The organism is Steroidobacter flavus (assembly GCF_042651805.1).
In the GTDB taxonomy this organism is placed as follows: Bacteria; Pseudomonadota; Gammaproteobacteria; order Steroidobacterales; family Steroidobacteraceae; genus Steroidobacter; species Steroidobacter flavus.
Genome location: NZ_JBHSDU010000014.1, coordinates 1,065,484 through 1,081,523 on the forward strand (window position 1 = coordinate 1,065,484; position 16,040 = coordinate 1,081,523).

At 62.2% G+C, this 16,040-nt stretch carries 16 protein-coding genes and 1 tRNA gene; 8 read left to right on the forward strand and 9 right to left on the reverse strand.

The annotated features are described in order from the left end of the window. Positions 1-48 precede the first annotated feature (48 nt). The 5 genes from selB to ACFPN2_RS27050 all read left to right on the forward strand — a co-directional run bounded on the left by selB (position 49) and on the right by ACFPN2_RS27050 (position 5,388). Entirely contained in the window at positions 49-2,109 is a 2,061-nt protein-coding gene (gene selB / locus ACFPN2_RS27030; RefSeq protein ID WP_380602446.1) for a selenocysteine-specific translation elongation factor, read from the forward strand. Positions 2,110-2,113: 4 nt separating this feature from the next. Next, positions 2,114-2,207 (forward strand) — tRNA-Sec (locus ACFPN2_RS27035). Between the two features lie 27 nt (positions 2,208-2,234). After that, a complete protein-coding gene (locus tag ACFPN2_RS27040) occupies positions 2,235-3,350 on the forward strand; it encodes an acyl-CoA dehydrogenase family protein (RefSeq protein ID WP_380602448.1) in 1,116 nt (371 codons plus the stop codon). Positions 3,351-3,359: 9 nt separating this feature from the next. Continuing rightward, entirely contained in the window at positions 3,360-4,220 is an 861-nt protein-coding gene (locus ACFPN2_RS27045; protein WP_380602450.1) for a phosphate/phosphite/phosphonate ABC transporter substrate-binding protein, read from the forward strand. Continuing rightward, positions 4,162-5,388: a ferritin-like domain-containing protein gene (locus ACFPN2_RS27050; protein WP_380602452.1), complete on the forward strand. Its 1,227-nt coding sequence runs from the start codon at positions 4,162-4,164 to the stop codon at positions 5,386-5,388. The genes ACFPN2_RS27045 and ACFPN2_RS27050 overlap by 59 nt, the downstream gene beginning before the upstream one ends. On the opposite strand, the gene ACFPN2_RS27055 is transcribed toward ACFPN2_RS27050, so the two are convergent. Beyond that, a complete protein-coding gene (locus tag ACFPN2_RS27055; RefSeq protein ID WP_380602454.1) occupies positions 5,381-6,691 on the reverse strand; it encodes an NTP/NDP exchange transporter in 1,311 nt (436 codons plus the stop codon). The genes ACFPN2_RS27050 and ACFPN2_RS27055 overlap by 8 nt on opposite strands. A 187-nt stretch (positions 6,692-6,878) precedes the next feature. On the opposite strand from ACFPN2_RS27055, the gene ACFPN2_RS27060 reads away from it, so the two are divergent. Next, on the forward strand, positions 6,879-7,304 hold the full coding sequence (locus ACFPN2_RS27060; protein WP_380602860.1) for an Lrp/AsnC family transcriptional regulator: 426 nt from the start codon (positions 6,879-6,881) through the stop codon (positions 7,302-7,304). Between the two features lie 5 nt (positions 7,305-7,309). Here ACFPN2_RS27060 and ACFPN2_RS27065 read toward each other — a convergent pair whose 3' ends face one another. After that, complete coding sequence (locus tag ACFPN2_RS27065) at positions 7,310-8,377, reverse strand: ornithine cyclodeaminase (RefSeq protein WP_380602456.1); 1,068 nt, start codon at positions 8,375-8,377, stop codon at positions 7,310-7,312. Positions 8,378-8,473: 96 nt separating this feature from the next. Beyond that, positions 8,474-8,929: a response regulator gene (locus ACFPN2_RS27070; protein WP_380602458.1), complete on the reverse strand. Its 456-nt coding sequence runs from the start codon at positions 8,927-8,929 to the stop codon at positions 8,474-8,476. 90 nt (positions 8,930-9,019) lie between these two features. On the opposite strand from ACFPN2_RS27070, the gene ACFPN2_RS27075 reads away from it, so the two are divergent. Beyond that, positions 9,020-9,391: a hypothetical protein gene (locus ACFPN2_RS27075; RefSeq protein ID WP_380602460.1), complete on the forward strand. Its 372-nt coding sequence runs from the start codon at positions 9,020-9,022 to the stop codon at positions 9,389-9,391. Next, positions 9,388-9,876 carry a hypothetical protein gene (locus ACFPN2_RS27080; RefSeq protein WP_380602462.1) on the forward strand — a complete coding sequence of 163 codons (489 nt, stop codon included), beginning with the start codon at positions 9,388-9,390 and terminating at the stop codon, positions 9,874-9,876. Before ACFPN2_RS27075 ends, ACFPN2_RS27080 begins: the two co-directional genes overlap by 4 nt. Here the strand turns inward: ACFPN2_RS27080 and ACFPN2_RS27085 are convergent, their stop codons facing one another. The 6 genes from ACFPN2_RS27085 to ACFPN2_RS27110 all read right to left on the reverse strand — a co-directional run bounded on the left by ACFPN2_RS27085 (position 9,877) and on the right by ACFPN2_RS27110 (position 16,033). Next, positions 9,877-11,373 (reverse strand): FAD-binding oxidoreductase, encoded by a 1,497-nt coding sequence (locus ACFPN2_RS27085; RefSeq protein ID WP_380602463.1) that lies wholly within the window; start codon positions 11,371-11,373, stop codon positions 9,877-9,879. A 93-nt stretch (positions 11,374-11,466) separates the two neighbouring features. Further along, the gene (locus ACFPN2_RS27090; RefSeq protein ID WP_380602465.1) at positions 11,467-12,552 is read right to left on the reverse strand and encodes a potassium channel family protein; all 1,086 of its coding nucleotides are present in this window, start codon (positions 12,550-12,552) and stop codon (positions 11,467-11,469) included. A 63-nt stretch (positions 12,553-12,615) separates the two neighbouring features. After that, the gene (locus tag ACFPN2_RS27095) at positions 12,616-13,473 is read right to left on the reverse strand and encodes an amidohydrolase family protein (RefSeq protein ID WP_380602467.1); all 858 of its coding nucleotides are present in this window, start codon (positions 13,471-13,473) and stop codon (positions 12,616-12,618) included. 113 nt (positions 13,474-13,586) lie between these two features. Beyond that, on the reverse strand, positions 13,587-13,994 hold the full coding sequence (locus ACFPN2_RS27100; protein ID WP_380602469.1) for a sigma-70 family RNA polymerase sigma factor: 408 nt from the start codon (positions 13,992-13,994) through the stop codon (positions 13,587-13,589). Further along, complete coding sequence (locus ACFPN2_RS27105; protein ID WP_380602471.1) at positions 13,972-15,033, reverse strand: TIGR04500 family putative peptide maturation system protein; 1,062 nt, start codon at positions 15,031-15,033, stop codon at positions 13,972-13,974. Before ACFPN2_RS27105 ends, ACFPN2_RS27100 begins: the two co-directional genes overlap by 23 nt. Further along, on the reverse strand, positions 15,026-16,033 hold the full coding sequence (locus tag ACFPN2_RS27110; protein ID WP_380602472.1) for an MvdC/MvdD family ATP grasp protein: 1,008 nt from the start codon (positions 16,031-16,033) through the stop codon (positions 15,026-15,028). The genes ACFPN2_RS27105 and ACFPN2_RS27110 overlap by 8 nt, the downstream gene beginning before the upstream one ends. Positions 16,034-16,040: the final 7 nt, after the last annotated feature.

The window sequence follows — 16,040 nt, forward strand, 5'->3', positions numbered from 1 at the left end:
TCGGGGTCCGCGTTGCCCGGCAAGCAGTGCCCATCATATCGTTACCTTATGCTCGTCGCGACCGCAGGCCACATCGATCACGGCAAAACTTCGCTGATCCGCGCGCTCACCGGTGTTGAGACGGATCGGCTGCCGGAAGAGCGCGCACGCGGCATTTCCATCGATCTGGGCTTCGCCTACTGGCGGCCCGACGACGGCCCGATCATCGGCTTCGTCGATGTGCCGGGCCACGAACGCTACGTCCGCAATATGCTGGCCGGCGCGAGCGGCATCGATTTCGCGCTGGTCGTCGTCGCCGCCGATGACGGAGCGATGCCTCAAACCGTAGAACACGTACAGATTCTCGACCTGCTCGGCATCGAGCGAGGTGTCGTCGCGATCACGAAATGCGACCGTAGTTCACGAGAACGCATCGCTGAAGTGCGCCAGCAAGTCGAAATTTTGCTTTCCAGCACTACGCTCGCCGGCTCGCCGATGTTTGAAGTGTCAGCTATGACTAGCGACGGCATGTCCGCCCTCGCCCACTCGCCGATGTTTGAAGTGTCCGCGACGACCGGCGACGGCATGCCTGCGCTCGCCGCCGCTCTGCGCGAAGCCAATCGCACAGAGCACCAGCGAGCCACGCACGAGCGCAATTTCCGCCTCGCAATCGATCGAGTGTTTTCGGTCACGGGCTCGGGCACCGTCGTCACAGGCACTGTCCGTGACGGGGCGCTCGAGGTCGGCGCTCATCTGGTGCTGTCACCTCGCAACTTGGAAACACGCGTCCGTGGTCTGCAAAGCGCCGGTCAGCCGCGCACACAGGTTCGAGCGGGCGAACGATGTGCAATCAATCTCGCCGGCGTGGAAGTCGCCGATATCCATCGCGGCGATTGGTTGCTCGTCCCGTCGATGCATGCGCCGACGACGCGGATCGAGGTACGACTGAAGCTGCTCGACGGTCGCACCGTTGACGTTCCCAGCCGTGGACTTGAAGCACGCGACTGTAGCGCCGTGTTGAAGCACAACACGCCGGTCCATCTTCATCTCGGCACAGCAGACATTCCCGCCCGCGTGCTCGTCCCGCGACAAAGCTCTATCGCCTCGGGAACGGAAGCCATCGTCCAACTCGCCCTCGATCACCCGACCTGCGCCATCGTCGGCGACCGCTTTGTCTTGCGCGATCACTCAGGACGGTCGCTCATCGGCGGCGGCACGATCATCGATCCGCTCCCGCCGACCGAGCGGCGCAAGCAGAACCACCGTGCCGAGACCTCAGCGGCTCTGCAACTAATAGACCCGGCGGCGGCGTTGGCGGCATTACTCGCTCTTCCGGGCTATGAAGTAAATACCGTCGACTTCGAGCGCCGCTTCAATCTCACCTCCGCCGCCGCTCAAACTCTTTATAGAGAGGCGGACGCCGTGTTACTCGGCACCCCGGCCCCGCTCGCGATACCAGGCAAGCGCCTCGCCGAGATCACAGAGAATATTGCCGATTCGCTCAAAACATTCCACCGCGACAACCCCGATGCCCGCGGCATGAGCTCACGTGAGCTCAAGGCATCGCTAAGAACACCGCTCTCCGCCGACGCGTTTCTGGCCGTGCAAAAGCATCTGGTCGAGAAGCACGTCATCGAAACAAGCGGCTCCGTCATCAGACTGCCCGGCCACACCGTTAGCTTCAGCGCAGCCGAAGATGAGCGCTGGCACAAGGTGCAACGTCTCGTGCAAACCCGCGGCGCGCTGCCGTTTTCTCCAAGCGAACTGGCGGCGGATACGAAGATCAGCGAGCCGGTCATGAAGGCTCTGCTCTATCGGCGTCGTAGCAGCGGCGACGTCTGGCGCATCGACGACGAGCGTTTCATGTTGCGCGATCAGGTCGCGGCTCTGGCTGAACGCGCCGCCACGCTAGCTCGAGAACTCGGCGGCAAAGGCTTCACCGCCGCTCAGTACCGGGATGCAATCGGCATCGGCCGCAATCAAACGATCCGCATCCTCGAATTCTTCGACAGCATCGGCGTCACACGTCGCGACGGCGACTGCCGCAAAGTGCGCCCCGACTACCACCTCGTGGTCGGCGACAGCGCCCGGCCCCAACTGGACAATGCAGGCCGCACGAATGCACCATAGCCGCGGAAGAGAAACATCCCCGGCGGGGTGCCCGGACTTCAAACTCGGAGGAAGGTGCCATGCATCTTCGGTAGGTTCGACTCCTACCTCTTCCGCCACGTCTTCTCCCTCATGTGGACGTACTCATGCATCACCTCGCCCGCCTCGATGAGATCGTCGATACCACCCTCGCCCCGCTCGCTCAGCGCACTGACGAGGAAGGCCGCTTCCCCCGAGAGGTAATGAGTGCACTAGGTGAATCGGGACTGCTCGGCCTCACTTTGCCGACGCGTGTGCGCGGCATGGGCCTGGGCTTGCGCGAAGCCACTGAAGTGGTTTCGCGCGTCGCGCAAACCTGTCCTTCCACCGCGATGGTGGTGTGCATGCACTATTGCGCCACCGCCGTGTTGGATCAGCTCGGTACCGACGAACTGCGTGAAGCGATTGCATTGGGAAAACATCTCTCGACACTCGCGTTCTCCGAAGCGGAGTCGCGCAGTCACTTCTGGGCACCGGCCAGCACGGCACGAGCCGAAGGCAACGAGGTGGTGCTGGATGCGCGCAAGAGCTGGGTCACTTCCGCGTTCGAAGCAGACAGCTACATTTGGTCGAGCAAACCTTTGGCCGCAGAAGGCGCGAGCACGCTGTGGCTGGTCGACGCGAAGCTATCCGGCTTGAGCCAACCGGGCGCATTCGACGGCCTCGGTCTGCGTGGCAACGCGTCCACGCCAATCACTGCTCAAGGCGTACGCGTTCGTGCGAGTGATCGATTGGGCGAAGACGGCAAAGGCTTTGACATCATGATGGGTGTCGTGCTGCCGTGGTTTTCAACGCTCAGTGCCGCGTGCTCCGTCGGCTTGATGGAAGGCGCGCTCACTCGAGCTGTCGCTCACGTCGCCCGCACCAAGCATCAACACATCGGAACATCGCTGGCCGATTTGCCGACCATTCGTGCTTATCTGGCACGCGCCCGCATTCGCACGGACGCGGTAAACGCGTTACTCAACGATACCGTCACCGCGATTACCACGAATCGCAGCGACACCATGCTCCGGGTGTTGGAAGTCAAAGCCGCCGCCGGCGAAGCCGCACTCGAAGTCACCGATACAGCAATGCGAGTGTGCGGTGGCGCCGCGTTTCGGGGCGAGGCCGGCATCGAACGTTTGTTTCGCGATGCCCGCGCGGCGAGCGTGATGGCTCCGACGTCCGACGTGCTCTACGATTTTATCGGCAAAGCAATCACCGGCCTGCCGCTGTTCTGAGGCTCAGCTATGAATCCACCCGATCTGGTCCTGGGCGCGGTGGCGTATGCGCCGAAAGTCGTCACCATCTGGGAAGGCTTCAAGACCTGGTTCCAGCAGCGCGGCTTGCAGTTCGACTATGTGTTGTATTCGAACTATGAAGCCCAGGTCGAGGCGCAGTTCAACGGCTCGATCCATCTGGCCTGGAACTCACCGCTGGCCTGGGTGCGCGCGGATCGTATCGCTCGCAGCCTCGGACAATCCGTGCAAGCAATAGCCATGCGCGATACCGACCGCGATCTTCGCTCAGTGATCGTCACTCGAGCCGATGGACCGATACAGAGCACCGCCGATCTCCGCCATCGGACGCTCGGTGTCGGCGCGATCGATTCGCCGCAAGCGACGTTGCTTCCTTTGCATCACTTGCGCTCGTCCGACCTGGTCGATGGTCGCGATTTTGAAGTCCGCCGCTTCGACGCGCTCGGTGGCAAGCATGGCGATCACATCGGCGGCGAGCGCGACGCGGCGCTCGCGCTGTTACGCGATGAGATCGACGCCGCCTGCATGATCGACAGCAACCTGCTCGCTTTCAGCCTGGACGGCACGCTGCCGGCCGGCAGCACTCGTGTGATCTTGAAGACCATGCCTTACGATCATTGCAACTTCACCACCAGCCCCGACGCGCCGGCCTACGCGATCTCGCAATTCGTCGATCTGCTGCTGTCGATGCGCTGGGACGATCCGGAGGTCCGCCCGCTGCTGGAACTGGAAGGCTTGAAACAATGGCTGCCGGGACGCACGAGCGGCTATGCCGCGCTCGAGCGCGCAGTCGATGAAGAAAACTTCTATGGACCCGACGGCAGCATCCGCAGCGCCGACTATCGATACTGAAGCGCTCGGCCTGGACGAAGGCGCCCTGCTCCTCGTCCGCCGCGCTTTGGCGCAAGTGCCGGGGGCCGGCACCCTGCATGCTCGCGGTCGCGCGGCGAATTGGGAATTGCATCTGACCGCGTGGTGCCGCCAGCAAGGCCACGCGATTCAAACATCGACGTTACCCGACGGCACATGTGAGGCGATCATCACCCGCGGCCCCTGGGCGGAAGGCCGCTGGCGTGACGCGCTCGCCACGGGTCACAGCCAGTCGCCTGCCCCCTCGGCCAAACCCGAGTGGGGCCTGGCGGCACGCGGCGCCACGGTTGAAGCAGGCAGCCCCGCCTTCAACTTCACATTGAGCAATCGCGACGAGTTGTGGGCCACGACGGCCGATGAGATCTATCGTCAAGGCGTGGCCGCGCAATGGGATCCTCAGGCAGCCATCGATTGGGACGCGCCGTTCGAGCTCGATCCCGCCATCGAAGCCGCGGTCGTTCAAGTCATGACCTTCCTCGTCGAGAACGAGAACGCGGCGCTCATTGTGCCCGCACGGCATCTCGGCCAGTTACATCCCCACTATCGTGAAGTGCAGCAGGTCCTCGCGCTCCAATGTGCCGACGAAGCACGACACGTCGAAGTCTTCACGCGTCGCCTCGGCCTGCGCGGGCATGCGCCGATGCTGTCGACCGCCGGGGGTCAGGCATCGTTGCGCACGTTGTTACAGGCGCCCGACTTTTCCTCCGCGACCTTTCTGCTGTCGGTGCTTGGCGAAGGCACGTTCGTGAACCTGCTCAACTTCCTGTGCGAGTTCGGGCCCGATCCAGTGACCCGTCAGATCTGCCGACTCGCCGCGCGCGACGAAGCCCGTCACGTGGCCTTCGGCATGGCGCATTTGAAATATCGGCTCTCGGTCGAGCCCGACTATCTGGCCCGGCTGCAGAACGCCATCGAACAGCGCCACGAAGACCTGGCACCGACCTCCGGTCTCAACGAAGAAGTGTTCGACGCCTTGGTATTGCTCGCTGCGGGCTCACTCACGCCAGCTGCGATCGCACGCGGACACGCAGCCGCTCAACAACTGAAGCTCGACATGGCCGCAGGCCGCAAATCCCGGTTGTTACATCTCGGCTTCCCGGCCGATCAGGCGCAACGTCTCGCGGACATGCACACCCGCAACTTCATGTGAGCGTCGAGCCGCTCACGCTCTCGTAGCGCTTGCCCAAGGTGTAGGCGATCGGGAACCAGATCAAACATACGACGGCCCCGAAGATCGCCAGGCCCGTCACGCCGAACGGCAGGATGAACGAGCTGACCCAGGCCGAGCTCACGTCGCCGAAGCGGTACACCACCGTGTCGATGACGTTCTTCGCTTTGTATTTGCTCTCCTGATCGACGACGGTGAACAACATTTCGCGCGTGGGCTTGGCGACGGCGTACTCCGCGACGCGTCGGGTCACCTGAATACCGGCGAGCACGATCAGCACCGGCGACAGAATCGCGGCGAAGAACGCGATCACCATGATGATGGGATTGAGCAGCAGCCCCGTCGTCACGCCGAACCGCGAAATGATCCGGCCGGTGCCGAACAGCTGAATGAATACGGCCGCGCTGTTCACGATCAGATCGATCGTCGCATACGCCTGCGTGCGCGCTTCACGGCTCTCGAACGATTTGGTGATCAGGTCGCCGAGCTGGATATAAACCACCGTGGAGATCCAGGTCATCAGCAGCAGGAATGCCGCGAGCAGTAACAGGTAGCGCGACTTCATCAAGAGCTTGAAGCCGTCCAGCGGATTGCCGGCGAGCTTGTGATCGAGCGTGGTCCGCTGCGCTTCGACGCCGGCGGCGATCATGCGGCTCTTCTCCACCGAGAGCATGTGCACGAGCATCGCGGTCAAGGCGAACCCCGCGGCGGAGATCAACATTAAATTCTCGTTACCCAGCGACTTCACCAGCAACGTCGCCGTGGCGGGCCCGACGATACCGCCGAGGGTGCCCCCGGCGGCGACGAAGCCGAACAGCCGCTTGGCCTGCGTCCGCGAGAACAGATCGGCCATGAAGGTCCAGAACACCGAGATGATGAGCATGTTGAACGTGCTCACCCAGATGTAGAACGCCGCCGCCACCCAGCGGTCTTCTTCCGCACCGAACTCGAACGCCGCGTAGAAGCCGACGATCGACAGCGCGACCACGCCGTAGATCCAGGGAAGGAACGTCGACAGCTTCACGCGCGACGCCATGAACGAGTACAGCGGCGCGACCAGGAAGCTGATGATGAAGGTGCCGGTGAACAGCTGCTGGATGTTGTCCATGCCGTACACCGTGCCCATCGCGTCGCGCACCGGCTTGATGACGGAATAGCTGCCGAACAGCAGAAAGAAAAACGTCATGCTGAGCACGACGGCGCGCATCTCGTACGCTTCGATGACCGAGGCCGACTTGAAGAATCGGGCCACGCCGGAGGTCGGGCTGTCATTCACTACTTGCATTGTTACTCGGCTCGGATTGCACGGGGCGGGCAACGAAGTAAGACCCCTAGGGACCTCCGTGGGGCCCTGCAGGGGGCCGCTTACGTATCCGGGGCCCCTAAGGTCCTGCCGAGGTCGACTGTAATCGGATAATCTATGCCGCGTCATGCAGAGCGACCCCAAGCCGACCAACGATAAGAATGCAGCGCTGGATGCGCTCGACCATCAACTGCTGGGGTTGTTGCGCGTGAATGCCAGGACGCCGACGGCGACTTTGGCGAGAAAGCTGGGGGTCTCCCGAGGCACGATCTCGAACCGGCTGGCCCGGCTCGAAGCGAATGGCGTGATCGCCGGCTATTCGGTGCAGGTCCGTGCCCACAGCCAACCGACCGGCATCCGGGCCTGGATCAGTATCGCGGTCGAGGGAGATAAGACCCGCGAGGTGGTGAAGCGCCTATTGGGCGAGCCCGCGGTGAGCTCGCTTCACGATACCAACGGTCGCTGGGATCTGCTGGCCGAGGTGCACGCCGCTTCGATCGCCGAGCTGTCCGAAGTGCTGGAGCGCATCCGGAAGATCAAAGGCGTCGGTAACACCGAGACCAGCATCCACTTGCAAACATTCAGGCTGACGTAGCCCTCTTACGCCGCTCTGCGCATCCGGCCACGCTTGCTCGCGCCGAGCGTGCCGCCGAACAGATCTTTCGGATCGTCCAGATCCGGCACCAGATCGATCTGACGACAGAATTCCGGACGCTCGCGCGTCAGCTCATTGAGGAACTTGAGGGCCGAGTAGTCCTCGAGCGCGAAGCCCACCGAGTCGAACACCGTGATTTCAGCGTCAGTACCACGTCCCGGCCGTACACCGTTGACGACGTCAGCAAACTCAGTGACGGCAAACTCGGCCGGCATCTGTTGAATCTCACCTTCGATGCGCGACTGAGGCTCGTACTCGACGACGACGCGCGCATCGGGCCGACGCAGAATATCGGCGTGCAGCTCGGTCTTGCCCGGGCAATCGCCGCCGACAGCATTCAAGTGCATTCCCGGTACAACCATCGACGGCGTCACGATCACAGCATTGCGTTTGTCGGCAGTGACGGTCGTGATGATGTCGGCGCCCAACGCAGCCTCTGCGCTGGAGGTCGCATGGACCAGCGAAACGCCTCGGAACTCCGGCAGGCCGCGCAGATTCTGAGCGAGCTTAGCGGTCGCTTGCGGATCGACATCGTACAGGCGCAGCTCGCTGATACCGAGCATGCGCTGGAACGCGATGGCCTGGAATTCGCTCTGCGCGCCATTGCCGATCAGCGCCATCTTCTTGCTATTGGGGCGCGCCATCCACTTCGCCGCCAGCGCCGACATGGCGGCAGTACGAAGCGCGGTCGTTACAGTCAGCTCGGAGAGCAACACCGGGTAACCCGTGGAAACTTCCGCCAGCACGCCGAACGCGGTGACAGTGAGCAGACCGAGGCTGGTGTTCTTCGGGTGACCGTTCACGTATTTGAATGAGTACAGATCGCCGTCGCTGATGGGCATCAGCTCGATCACACCGACGTCGGAATGGCTGGCAAGTCGCGCCGACTTCTCGAACTGGCCCCACCGCCGATAGTCCGACTCGATCTGGGCGGCCAGCCGCTCCATGAATTCGCCCGGCCCGATCTCGTTCACCAGGTGCTGAATGTCCGCGATGCCGACGTAGTCGACCATGCTCCTATCCTCGCCCAAATGCTTGTTATGCAAGTGGTTATGGTAGGAAGGCCGCGCGTCATCCAGAAGCAGGCAGGCTGCCCGGTCGGGCCCGGTTTATTGACGAAGTGACAGCACTTTTTGACGTTCTGGCAACGGCGGATACCGATGACACAGGTCATTCACCGCGTCCGCGACCCGGGCTTCCAGCGCCTCGCTGACGCAGATCGACGTCATGGCCGAGCGGATTTCGCCATCCCAATAGGGATCCAGCGACTCTTCCTCAAGGTCCTGACGAAGCACGATCACTGGCGTGAGGCGAGTGCGTGGATCGATGCGCATGCGGGCGATCACACCCGCCGCCGGAATCAACGGCAACTCCTCCGCCAGCAACACCAGATCGGGCACGGGCGGATCGGCGGTCAGCAATCCGCGATGAAACAAAAATCGCAGCGCTTGCTCGCCATCTTTTACACGCAGCACCGACGCCTCCGGCAGATGTCGTCTGATGCCCTTCGCAATCGCGGTCCAGTCAATGGCGCTGGGTTCCGCTACGAGTACGTTGATATTCATAATGGCTCATCGGTGTCCCATACATTGATAAACACGATTCGCAGCCGCCAGTGGTTGCACCCGTGGCGATCGCTGTAGAATCTGCCCATCATGCGCGAATCCAGTCAAAATCAAGTCGCTGTGAACTTGGCCGATCGACTCATCGTCGCGCGCGTCCGCGGCTGCCCCACCGAAGCGGTGTTGCAGGAATGCCAAGCGGAAGTCTTATCGCTCGTCCGTGAGAGCGGCGTACGCAAGGTTCTTTACGACGCGCTCGACATGGATCCGCCACCCGTGAGTGTTCCGTGGGTGCAGCGTGCGCTGGATGAGCAACTTATCGACGTAAAACTCCGCCGCGCGATTGTTGTTCCCAATAGCAAACTTGCATTCCTCGCGCGCCTCGCCTTCGGCGAGGGCGACTATCGCGTCTTTTATGAAGACAAGGCGGCGGCCATCGATTGGTTGTCCGAAGAGAGCGAGTGATTACTCCCTCCGATCTTCCCGCGAAGGCACTACTGCAAAAATATGCCTACCCGGGCGCGTACACCGATTGTTACTTTACTGAAGTCGCCCGCTCCATCCCATTCCCTGAATACATAGAAGCGTTCTATACGACGTGGGTATTCAAGCTCGAGCGGTTCATTCTCACTCACATCGTCAACAAGCCCTCCAGCGATCTCGACGTGCACCGACTGTCGCGTGCGGAGATCAATGCCTTCGCCGCCTGGACTGTCGAAGGTCGCACGCCCGATCAACTATTGATGTGTGACTACCTGCGTCGCACTCGCTCGTGGCTGATGGTCGTTCCCGTCAAAGGCGGCACGCGCTTGTATTTCGGCAGCGCAGTTGTTCCGGTGCGCCGCAAGTCCGGCGAGGTGACGCTCGGCACCAGCTATCGCGCGCTGATGGGCTTTCACAAACTCTATTCGCGCATCCTGCTCAGCGCGGCGCGCTCACGCCTGATTTGATCAGGCGTGCGCCGGCAGCACGTTCGCGTTCAGCCGGAACAAATTGGTTGGATCGTATTTCGTTTTCAGCGCCGCCAGCCGCTTGTAGTTGCCGCGATAGTTGGCGTTGATGTCGCTGGCCGTCGCCTCTCGTGGCATGTCGTTGATGTAGAAGCCGCGGGTGAACTTCTCCAGCGTCGACCAGTAACGTTTGGTCGCGGCGATGTGATCGGTGGGATCGTCGCCATGTCGCCAGCCGGCCATGGTCATCATGTTGGCGATCGCATACCGGTTGGCGAAAGCCGTTGCATCCTCGGCGATGCGGCCGCAAGCGCCACCGCAATGCTGGAAGAACACCGCCGTGGTTCGACGCGGGTCTCCTTTGAGCCCATCGACCAACGCTGAGATCAAGTCGCCCGGCACTGCCGATACGAAACCGCCTTTGATATAGGTGCCCAGCATGCGTGCGTCGGCCCAATCGCCGGATCGTTGCAGCTCGACGTAGTCCATCGGCTTGATCGTGTCGCTGACCGGGGTGCCGATCTTGCGAAGGGGCGCGAGCGCACGCTCCGCATCCTTCGCCGGTCCGCTGTAGCAAATATCTAATTGCGCCGCGCCCGGTCCGCCTCCGGGCGGCAGCACGATCACGGGATCGAAATATAGATCGTCCGGTGCCTTCGGTGCGTAGTCCGCGTACATCGTCAGCAGGTCGCGTGCCTTCTCGAAGGGGAACGACAGCCGCCCGCCGATGACCTGCCGCTGCATCGGATGCAGATTGAACTCGAAGTTGGTGACAACGCCAAAGTTGCCGCTGCCGCCGCGCAAGCCCCAGAACAAATCCGGGTTCTCGCGCAAGCTCGCATGACGCAACTCACCGTCCGCGGTCACCACCTCCAGCGAGTTGAGATTATCGATCGCCATTCCATAGCGACGCGCGATTCGTCCGAAGCCGCCGCCGAGCGTCAAGCCGCCCACGCCGGTGTGAGACACCGTGCCGAGCGGCGTCACCATGCCTTGCGCCATCGACTCTCGATCGACCATTCCGAGCAAGCTTCCGCCCTTTACCGACACTCGACGCCCGGCGGCATCGACCGTCACGCCGCGAAAGTCCTTCAGATCGATCTGCATACCGCGATCGCAGCTCGATTGACCCGAATGACTGTGCCCACCGCATTTCACTGCGAGCAACAGGTTGTGCTCCCGTGCGAAGTTGACCGCTTTCTGGATATCGGCAACGTCAGTCGGCTGTACGACGAGTGCCGGATGTTTGTCGAAAGAGGGATTCAACAACAGGCGAGCTTCGTCGTAGCCCGCATCGCCCCGCAGGAGCAGTTGGCCCTTCAGCGCTTCCGCGAGCTCACGAACCTCGGCGCTGGTCAGGGTGATGGCGCGCCCATCGACAGTTACCGCTGGAATATCGGAAGTCGGCCCGGAGCGAGCCAGTGCCGGCACGAATCTCATCGTCGGCAGCACGGCGGCGGCCAAGAGCGCTGAATGGACGAACTCGCGGCGTTGCATAGGACCCCCAGAGCTGGTGCGCAGCACATTCGTTCTTCTGATCCCGGCCCCGAGTAGATGCGCCTGCGCTCGCGAATGCAACCCGCGTTGCTACTACTGACCTTGGTCAGGGGGTGCGCCGTGTGCACCGATCACGATGAGCTTGTCCTCGGCCTGGATGCGCAGGTCGCTTTCCCAAAAGCTGTAGCTGTGTCGGTCACGTACAACGCGGAGAATTAATGCCCGACTCTCGAAGGGCCGGCGGCCGATCTCTTCGGGCTTCGGCTCGCGCTCCATCAGCGTCACCTGGCCCCCGGCGCTGATGAGATCCATCACATACGAAGCCAGGTGCGAGGACTCGATCGAATCCGCCATCAAAATCCCACCGACTCGTGACGGCAACACCGTGGAGGTCGCACCGCTCTGACGTAGCAACTTGTCGTTCTCGCCCTCCTCGACGCGGGAGATGATGCGAACGTTGGGCGCGAGGTTGCGAGCGGTCAAGGTGATGAGCACGTTGGTGTCATCGCGATCCGTGCAGACCAACAGGGCTTTGGCCTGCTCCAGCATGGTCTCGCTCAATGTTTGCTCGCGACTGGCATCGCCGAGGATGCCGATATATCCCAACTCCGCCGCGTCCTCGATTCGTCGCTGATCGATGTCGACGATCAAGATGTGCTGCTTGTCCATGCCCCGCGCGACCAGCTCAGCTGCCGCGCATCTGCCCGCGTGCCCGAAGCCGCACACCACCACATGCCCTTGCAACCGCGCCTGTAGTCGTCGCATACGAAAGTCCTCGATCAGACGCTGTAGCACCAGCTGATACGCCGTGCCCACGAAGATCAACCAGATGAACAAACGAATCGGCGTGACCAGCAACGCATCGACCAGGCGCGCCTGACGCGTCACCGGCACGATATCGCCGTAGCCGACGGTCGTCACGCTGACCATGGTGAAGTAGACGACGTCGGTGAATGAGATCGAGCCGTCGAGGTTATCGTGCAGACCGTCGCGATCGAACCAGAAGACCGCCATCACAAGCGCGAACAGGATCAGTACCAGCGACGCGCGCAACACGAGGGTCTTGCGCACGCTGCGCTCGCCGCCGACGAACAGGCGGCGACCGGGAACTTGCAAGCGGCGGTTCAGCGCATCGCCCGCCGGCGCGGCGGGCCTGTCGCGGTTCGCAGTCGCGTCCATGGAATCGGTAATGAGCGGACGCTGCGCGAGTTCCCGCCGGACTGTGGAATTTCTGCCCGGCGGCTATCGCAGCGGCTTCGGTCCCTCCTTTAACAGCAGCCGCTCAGCGTTGTCCCAGCGAATCTTCCGCGTCTCCTCTGCGGTCAGCCCCAGCCGATTCAACGCATCGACACTTTTCTTCAACGACAGCTGTGGAAAATCCGAGCCCAGCAGCAGGTTGTCGATGCCCACGTTACGCAGGGTCCAGACGAACTCTTCTTCGAGGGGCGAGTCGGCGACCAGCACGACCGTTGCCGAAATGTCGAAATGAATGTTGTCCTCCATCAAGCCTTCGGCGGTACGCGCCAGCGGCAGGATGTTCCAGAAGCGGAACTCGAGCGCGCCGAGGTGTGTGAATACAAAGTGCGTCTTAGACGCCTGCAACGCCAGGTTGAACAGCTTCTGATTGTCGCCCGGTAAAATATTCGCGTTGTCCATCAGCACCACCAAGCCCAGCTCGCCCGCCCGCTTACAAATAGCGAGCACGCGCGGGTCGGCTGCATCGAACTGTTGAGTGTGCGGATGAAGCTTGATGGCTCGCACACCCAGCCCCGCCAGGCGCTGCAATTCGGCGAACGCGGCCTCGCCTTCGTACGGATGCACGGAGGCGATGGGTAGCATCTTCGGATAGGTTTTAGAGAGCGCGATCAGCTCGTCATTCTTGGCACGAGTCTCAGCCACTTTGCCGAGCACGGCCATGTGAATGCCGCCGAAGCGAGTCACGTCCTGTCCGGCGGCAGCCAGTTGAGCGAGATATTCCTTCACGGACTTCTCGCCTTCCCAGATATGAACGTGCACGTCGAAGATCTTCGGCGGGTCCTCGGCCCGGGCCAGCCACGATAACGACAACAACAGCCATCCCAGCAGCAGTCGATACTTCATCTATCCCTCGAGTATTTCGTAGGCGAGCGGCCGGATCGGCGCACCGCCGCTACAGGTGGACGCGGGGCGGACACACGAGAGTGTGCGCGCCCGCTATCTGGCGGGCAAGATCATCAGGACGATCTTCGTGACATCTCGAGTCGCAGCCACGCGCGAGCATGCGTCCACTCGCGTTCCACTGTTTCGTCAGAGATGCCGAGTGCGTGCGCGGTCTGCTCGATGGTGAGGCCGTCGAAGCAACGCATCGCCACGATCCGCGCCTGCCGCGGATCCAACGATTCCAGGCGCGACAGAAGCTCGTCGAACGCGTCCATGTTCTCCATGACTTCGGTAGTCATGGATGCGTCCTCTCGCCGGTAAGCTCGTCTTTCCTTGGCCCGAGCCGCGCGAAATCGGCGCATGGCTGTGGCCGCGAGCGAGAAAAACTGCGCTCGCTCCAACCAGTCGACGCCGGGCGGCGTCACCGGCTCGTCGGGCGGCGGCGAGTTGCGCTCGCGGCTATCTCGCAGCCTGCGTCGCATGGTTCGGTCCCCAGAACCACTCGATGCGTGCCTTTCGTCGCTGCTCACGCAACCATTCCTCGAACAGACGCGTCACGACGGCCCTGCGCAGCTGAGCGTTGCGGTCCGCCGTCTCGACGGAAACAACATTGATCACCAGGCGCTCGTCGCCCTGCTCGATCGGGCCAAGCAGCTCGCCCGCAATAAAGGAAAAGGAATCCGCGTTGATTCGAGCGGCCAGACGATGACGCAGCTCTCTGCGATAGAAAAATTGGGTGCGACCGCTGCTATCGCCGAAGACCGCATCTTCCGCCGCATGCAGAAACGATTGCGATCCTTCCCGCACGGCATCCGCGATCTGCCGCGCCGTGCGCACGTCCGGCGTTTGCAACACGCGGGTGTTGATCACGTCGAAATCAGCACGATGGTCCTGGAGATACTGCTCAGCGTCCGCACTCACGACGACCTCAGGAAGCTTGGCCGCTCGCGCCAATCGGCCCGCCAGATCTTTCAAACCTTGCATGCTCATGCCACTTTCGACGAGCCAGGCGTGCGTATCGGCGGCGGTCAGCAGTCCGCGACGCCGGCGAATATCGTTCACCGACGCTTGCACTTCCGCTTCGGTGATTTCGATCTGCCGACGATCCAGCTCGGCTTCGACGATGCAACTGTCGATCAAGCGTTGCATCAGCGGCTTGCGCTGCCAGAGCAGATCCAGATGCCGGATCGCATTCTCGACCGGCATGACCGTGCCGTTCACCCGCAGCAGCTCGGAATCCCGCCAGGGCTGCAGCCCTCGCAGCGGCCAGGGCAACGCCTCGTCGTGACAGACGCTGAGCGAGACGGTGCCTTCGAATCCTTGCGGCCGGACCAGCGCGTCGTAGTGACGTGAGCCATCGAATGCCTGCTCCTCCCACACCAGTTCGATGGACGCGGCTGGATGACGTGAGCGCAAGGCGTTCATGCGGCCGTGAGCTTGCGACGGTGCCATGCCCTCTTTGGCAATCCCTTCGAGGCACGACAAAACATCCGTCAGTACGGACTGATGAGTCTCAAGCATGGGCCAGCTCCGCGACGGGCAGCGCCTGCGCCCGCATTGGTGACATGAGGAGATCGGCGATGGCATCGCTGATCGGCAGGCCCGTGACCTGCTCGATCCAGCCATACTCGCCGGCCGAATTGAGCTCGAGGAACACGTAGCGCTCGTCGGGCGTGAGAATCAAATCGATGGTGCCGTAAGCGAGACCGAACTGAGCGACCAGTTGCACGCAGCGGTCGGCGATTTCGCGCGGCAATTCGTGCGGTTTATGCGTCGTGCCGCCGAGGTCGTAGCGGCGCCAGTCGAAGTGCGAGCGATTCGACTGCTGTGAATGAATCTCCGCGGCGAACACGCGATCGCCGACGACAGTGACGCGCAGCTCGAGACGTTTCGGCACGTAAGCCTGAAAAACAATGGGCGCGAGACTCACCGATTGCGCATGCATGACGTCGCGACGCGTGACGCCGCACGTGAGCCGGGAGAACTCGGTGCCCATGCGCGCCCTGAGCGCCAGGCTGCCAGTGATCTTATGAATCAAACGACCTTCCTGCGCCCGATACACGTCGAGAAATTCCTGAGGATCGTTGGTAAACAAGGTGGGCGCGATCTCAAAGCCCAAGGCTTTGGCACGCGCCATGTGAGTCGGCTTGCGCTGCGCGATCCGCATGTTCGACGGGCTGCCCGGCACCATCAGACAGCTCATGCTGTCCCAGAGCGCGGTCAGGAACTCGCCGCAGTCCTGCTCGACGACGGAGCGCACTTCTTCATCGACAATGGACGGATGCGCGCTATACCGATTCGGCCGGCGGAACCAGATGGAGGTGACCTCGTCGAAACGAAGCACTTGTCCGTCCAGTCGAATGACATAGCGTGGCAGACCGTCGCGGTACGACACCGTGATGCGCGCTTCCGATGGAAAGCGGCCGGTATCGAACAATGTGACATTCACGCCCCGGCTGCGCAGGCGCCGTTCGACGGCCTGTGCGGCTGGATCGTCGGCGACGGATACGATGAGAATCATGACTTGC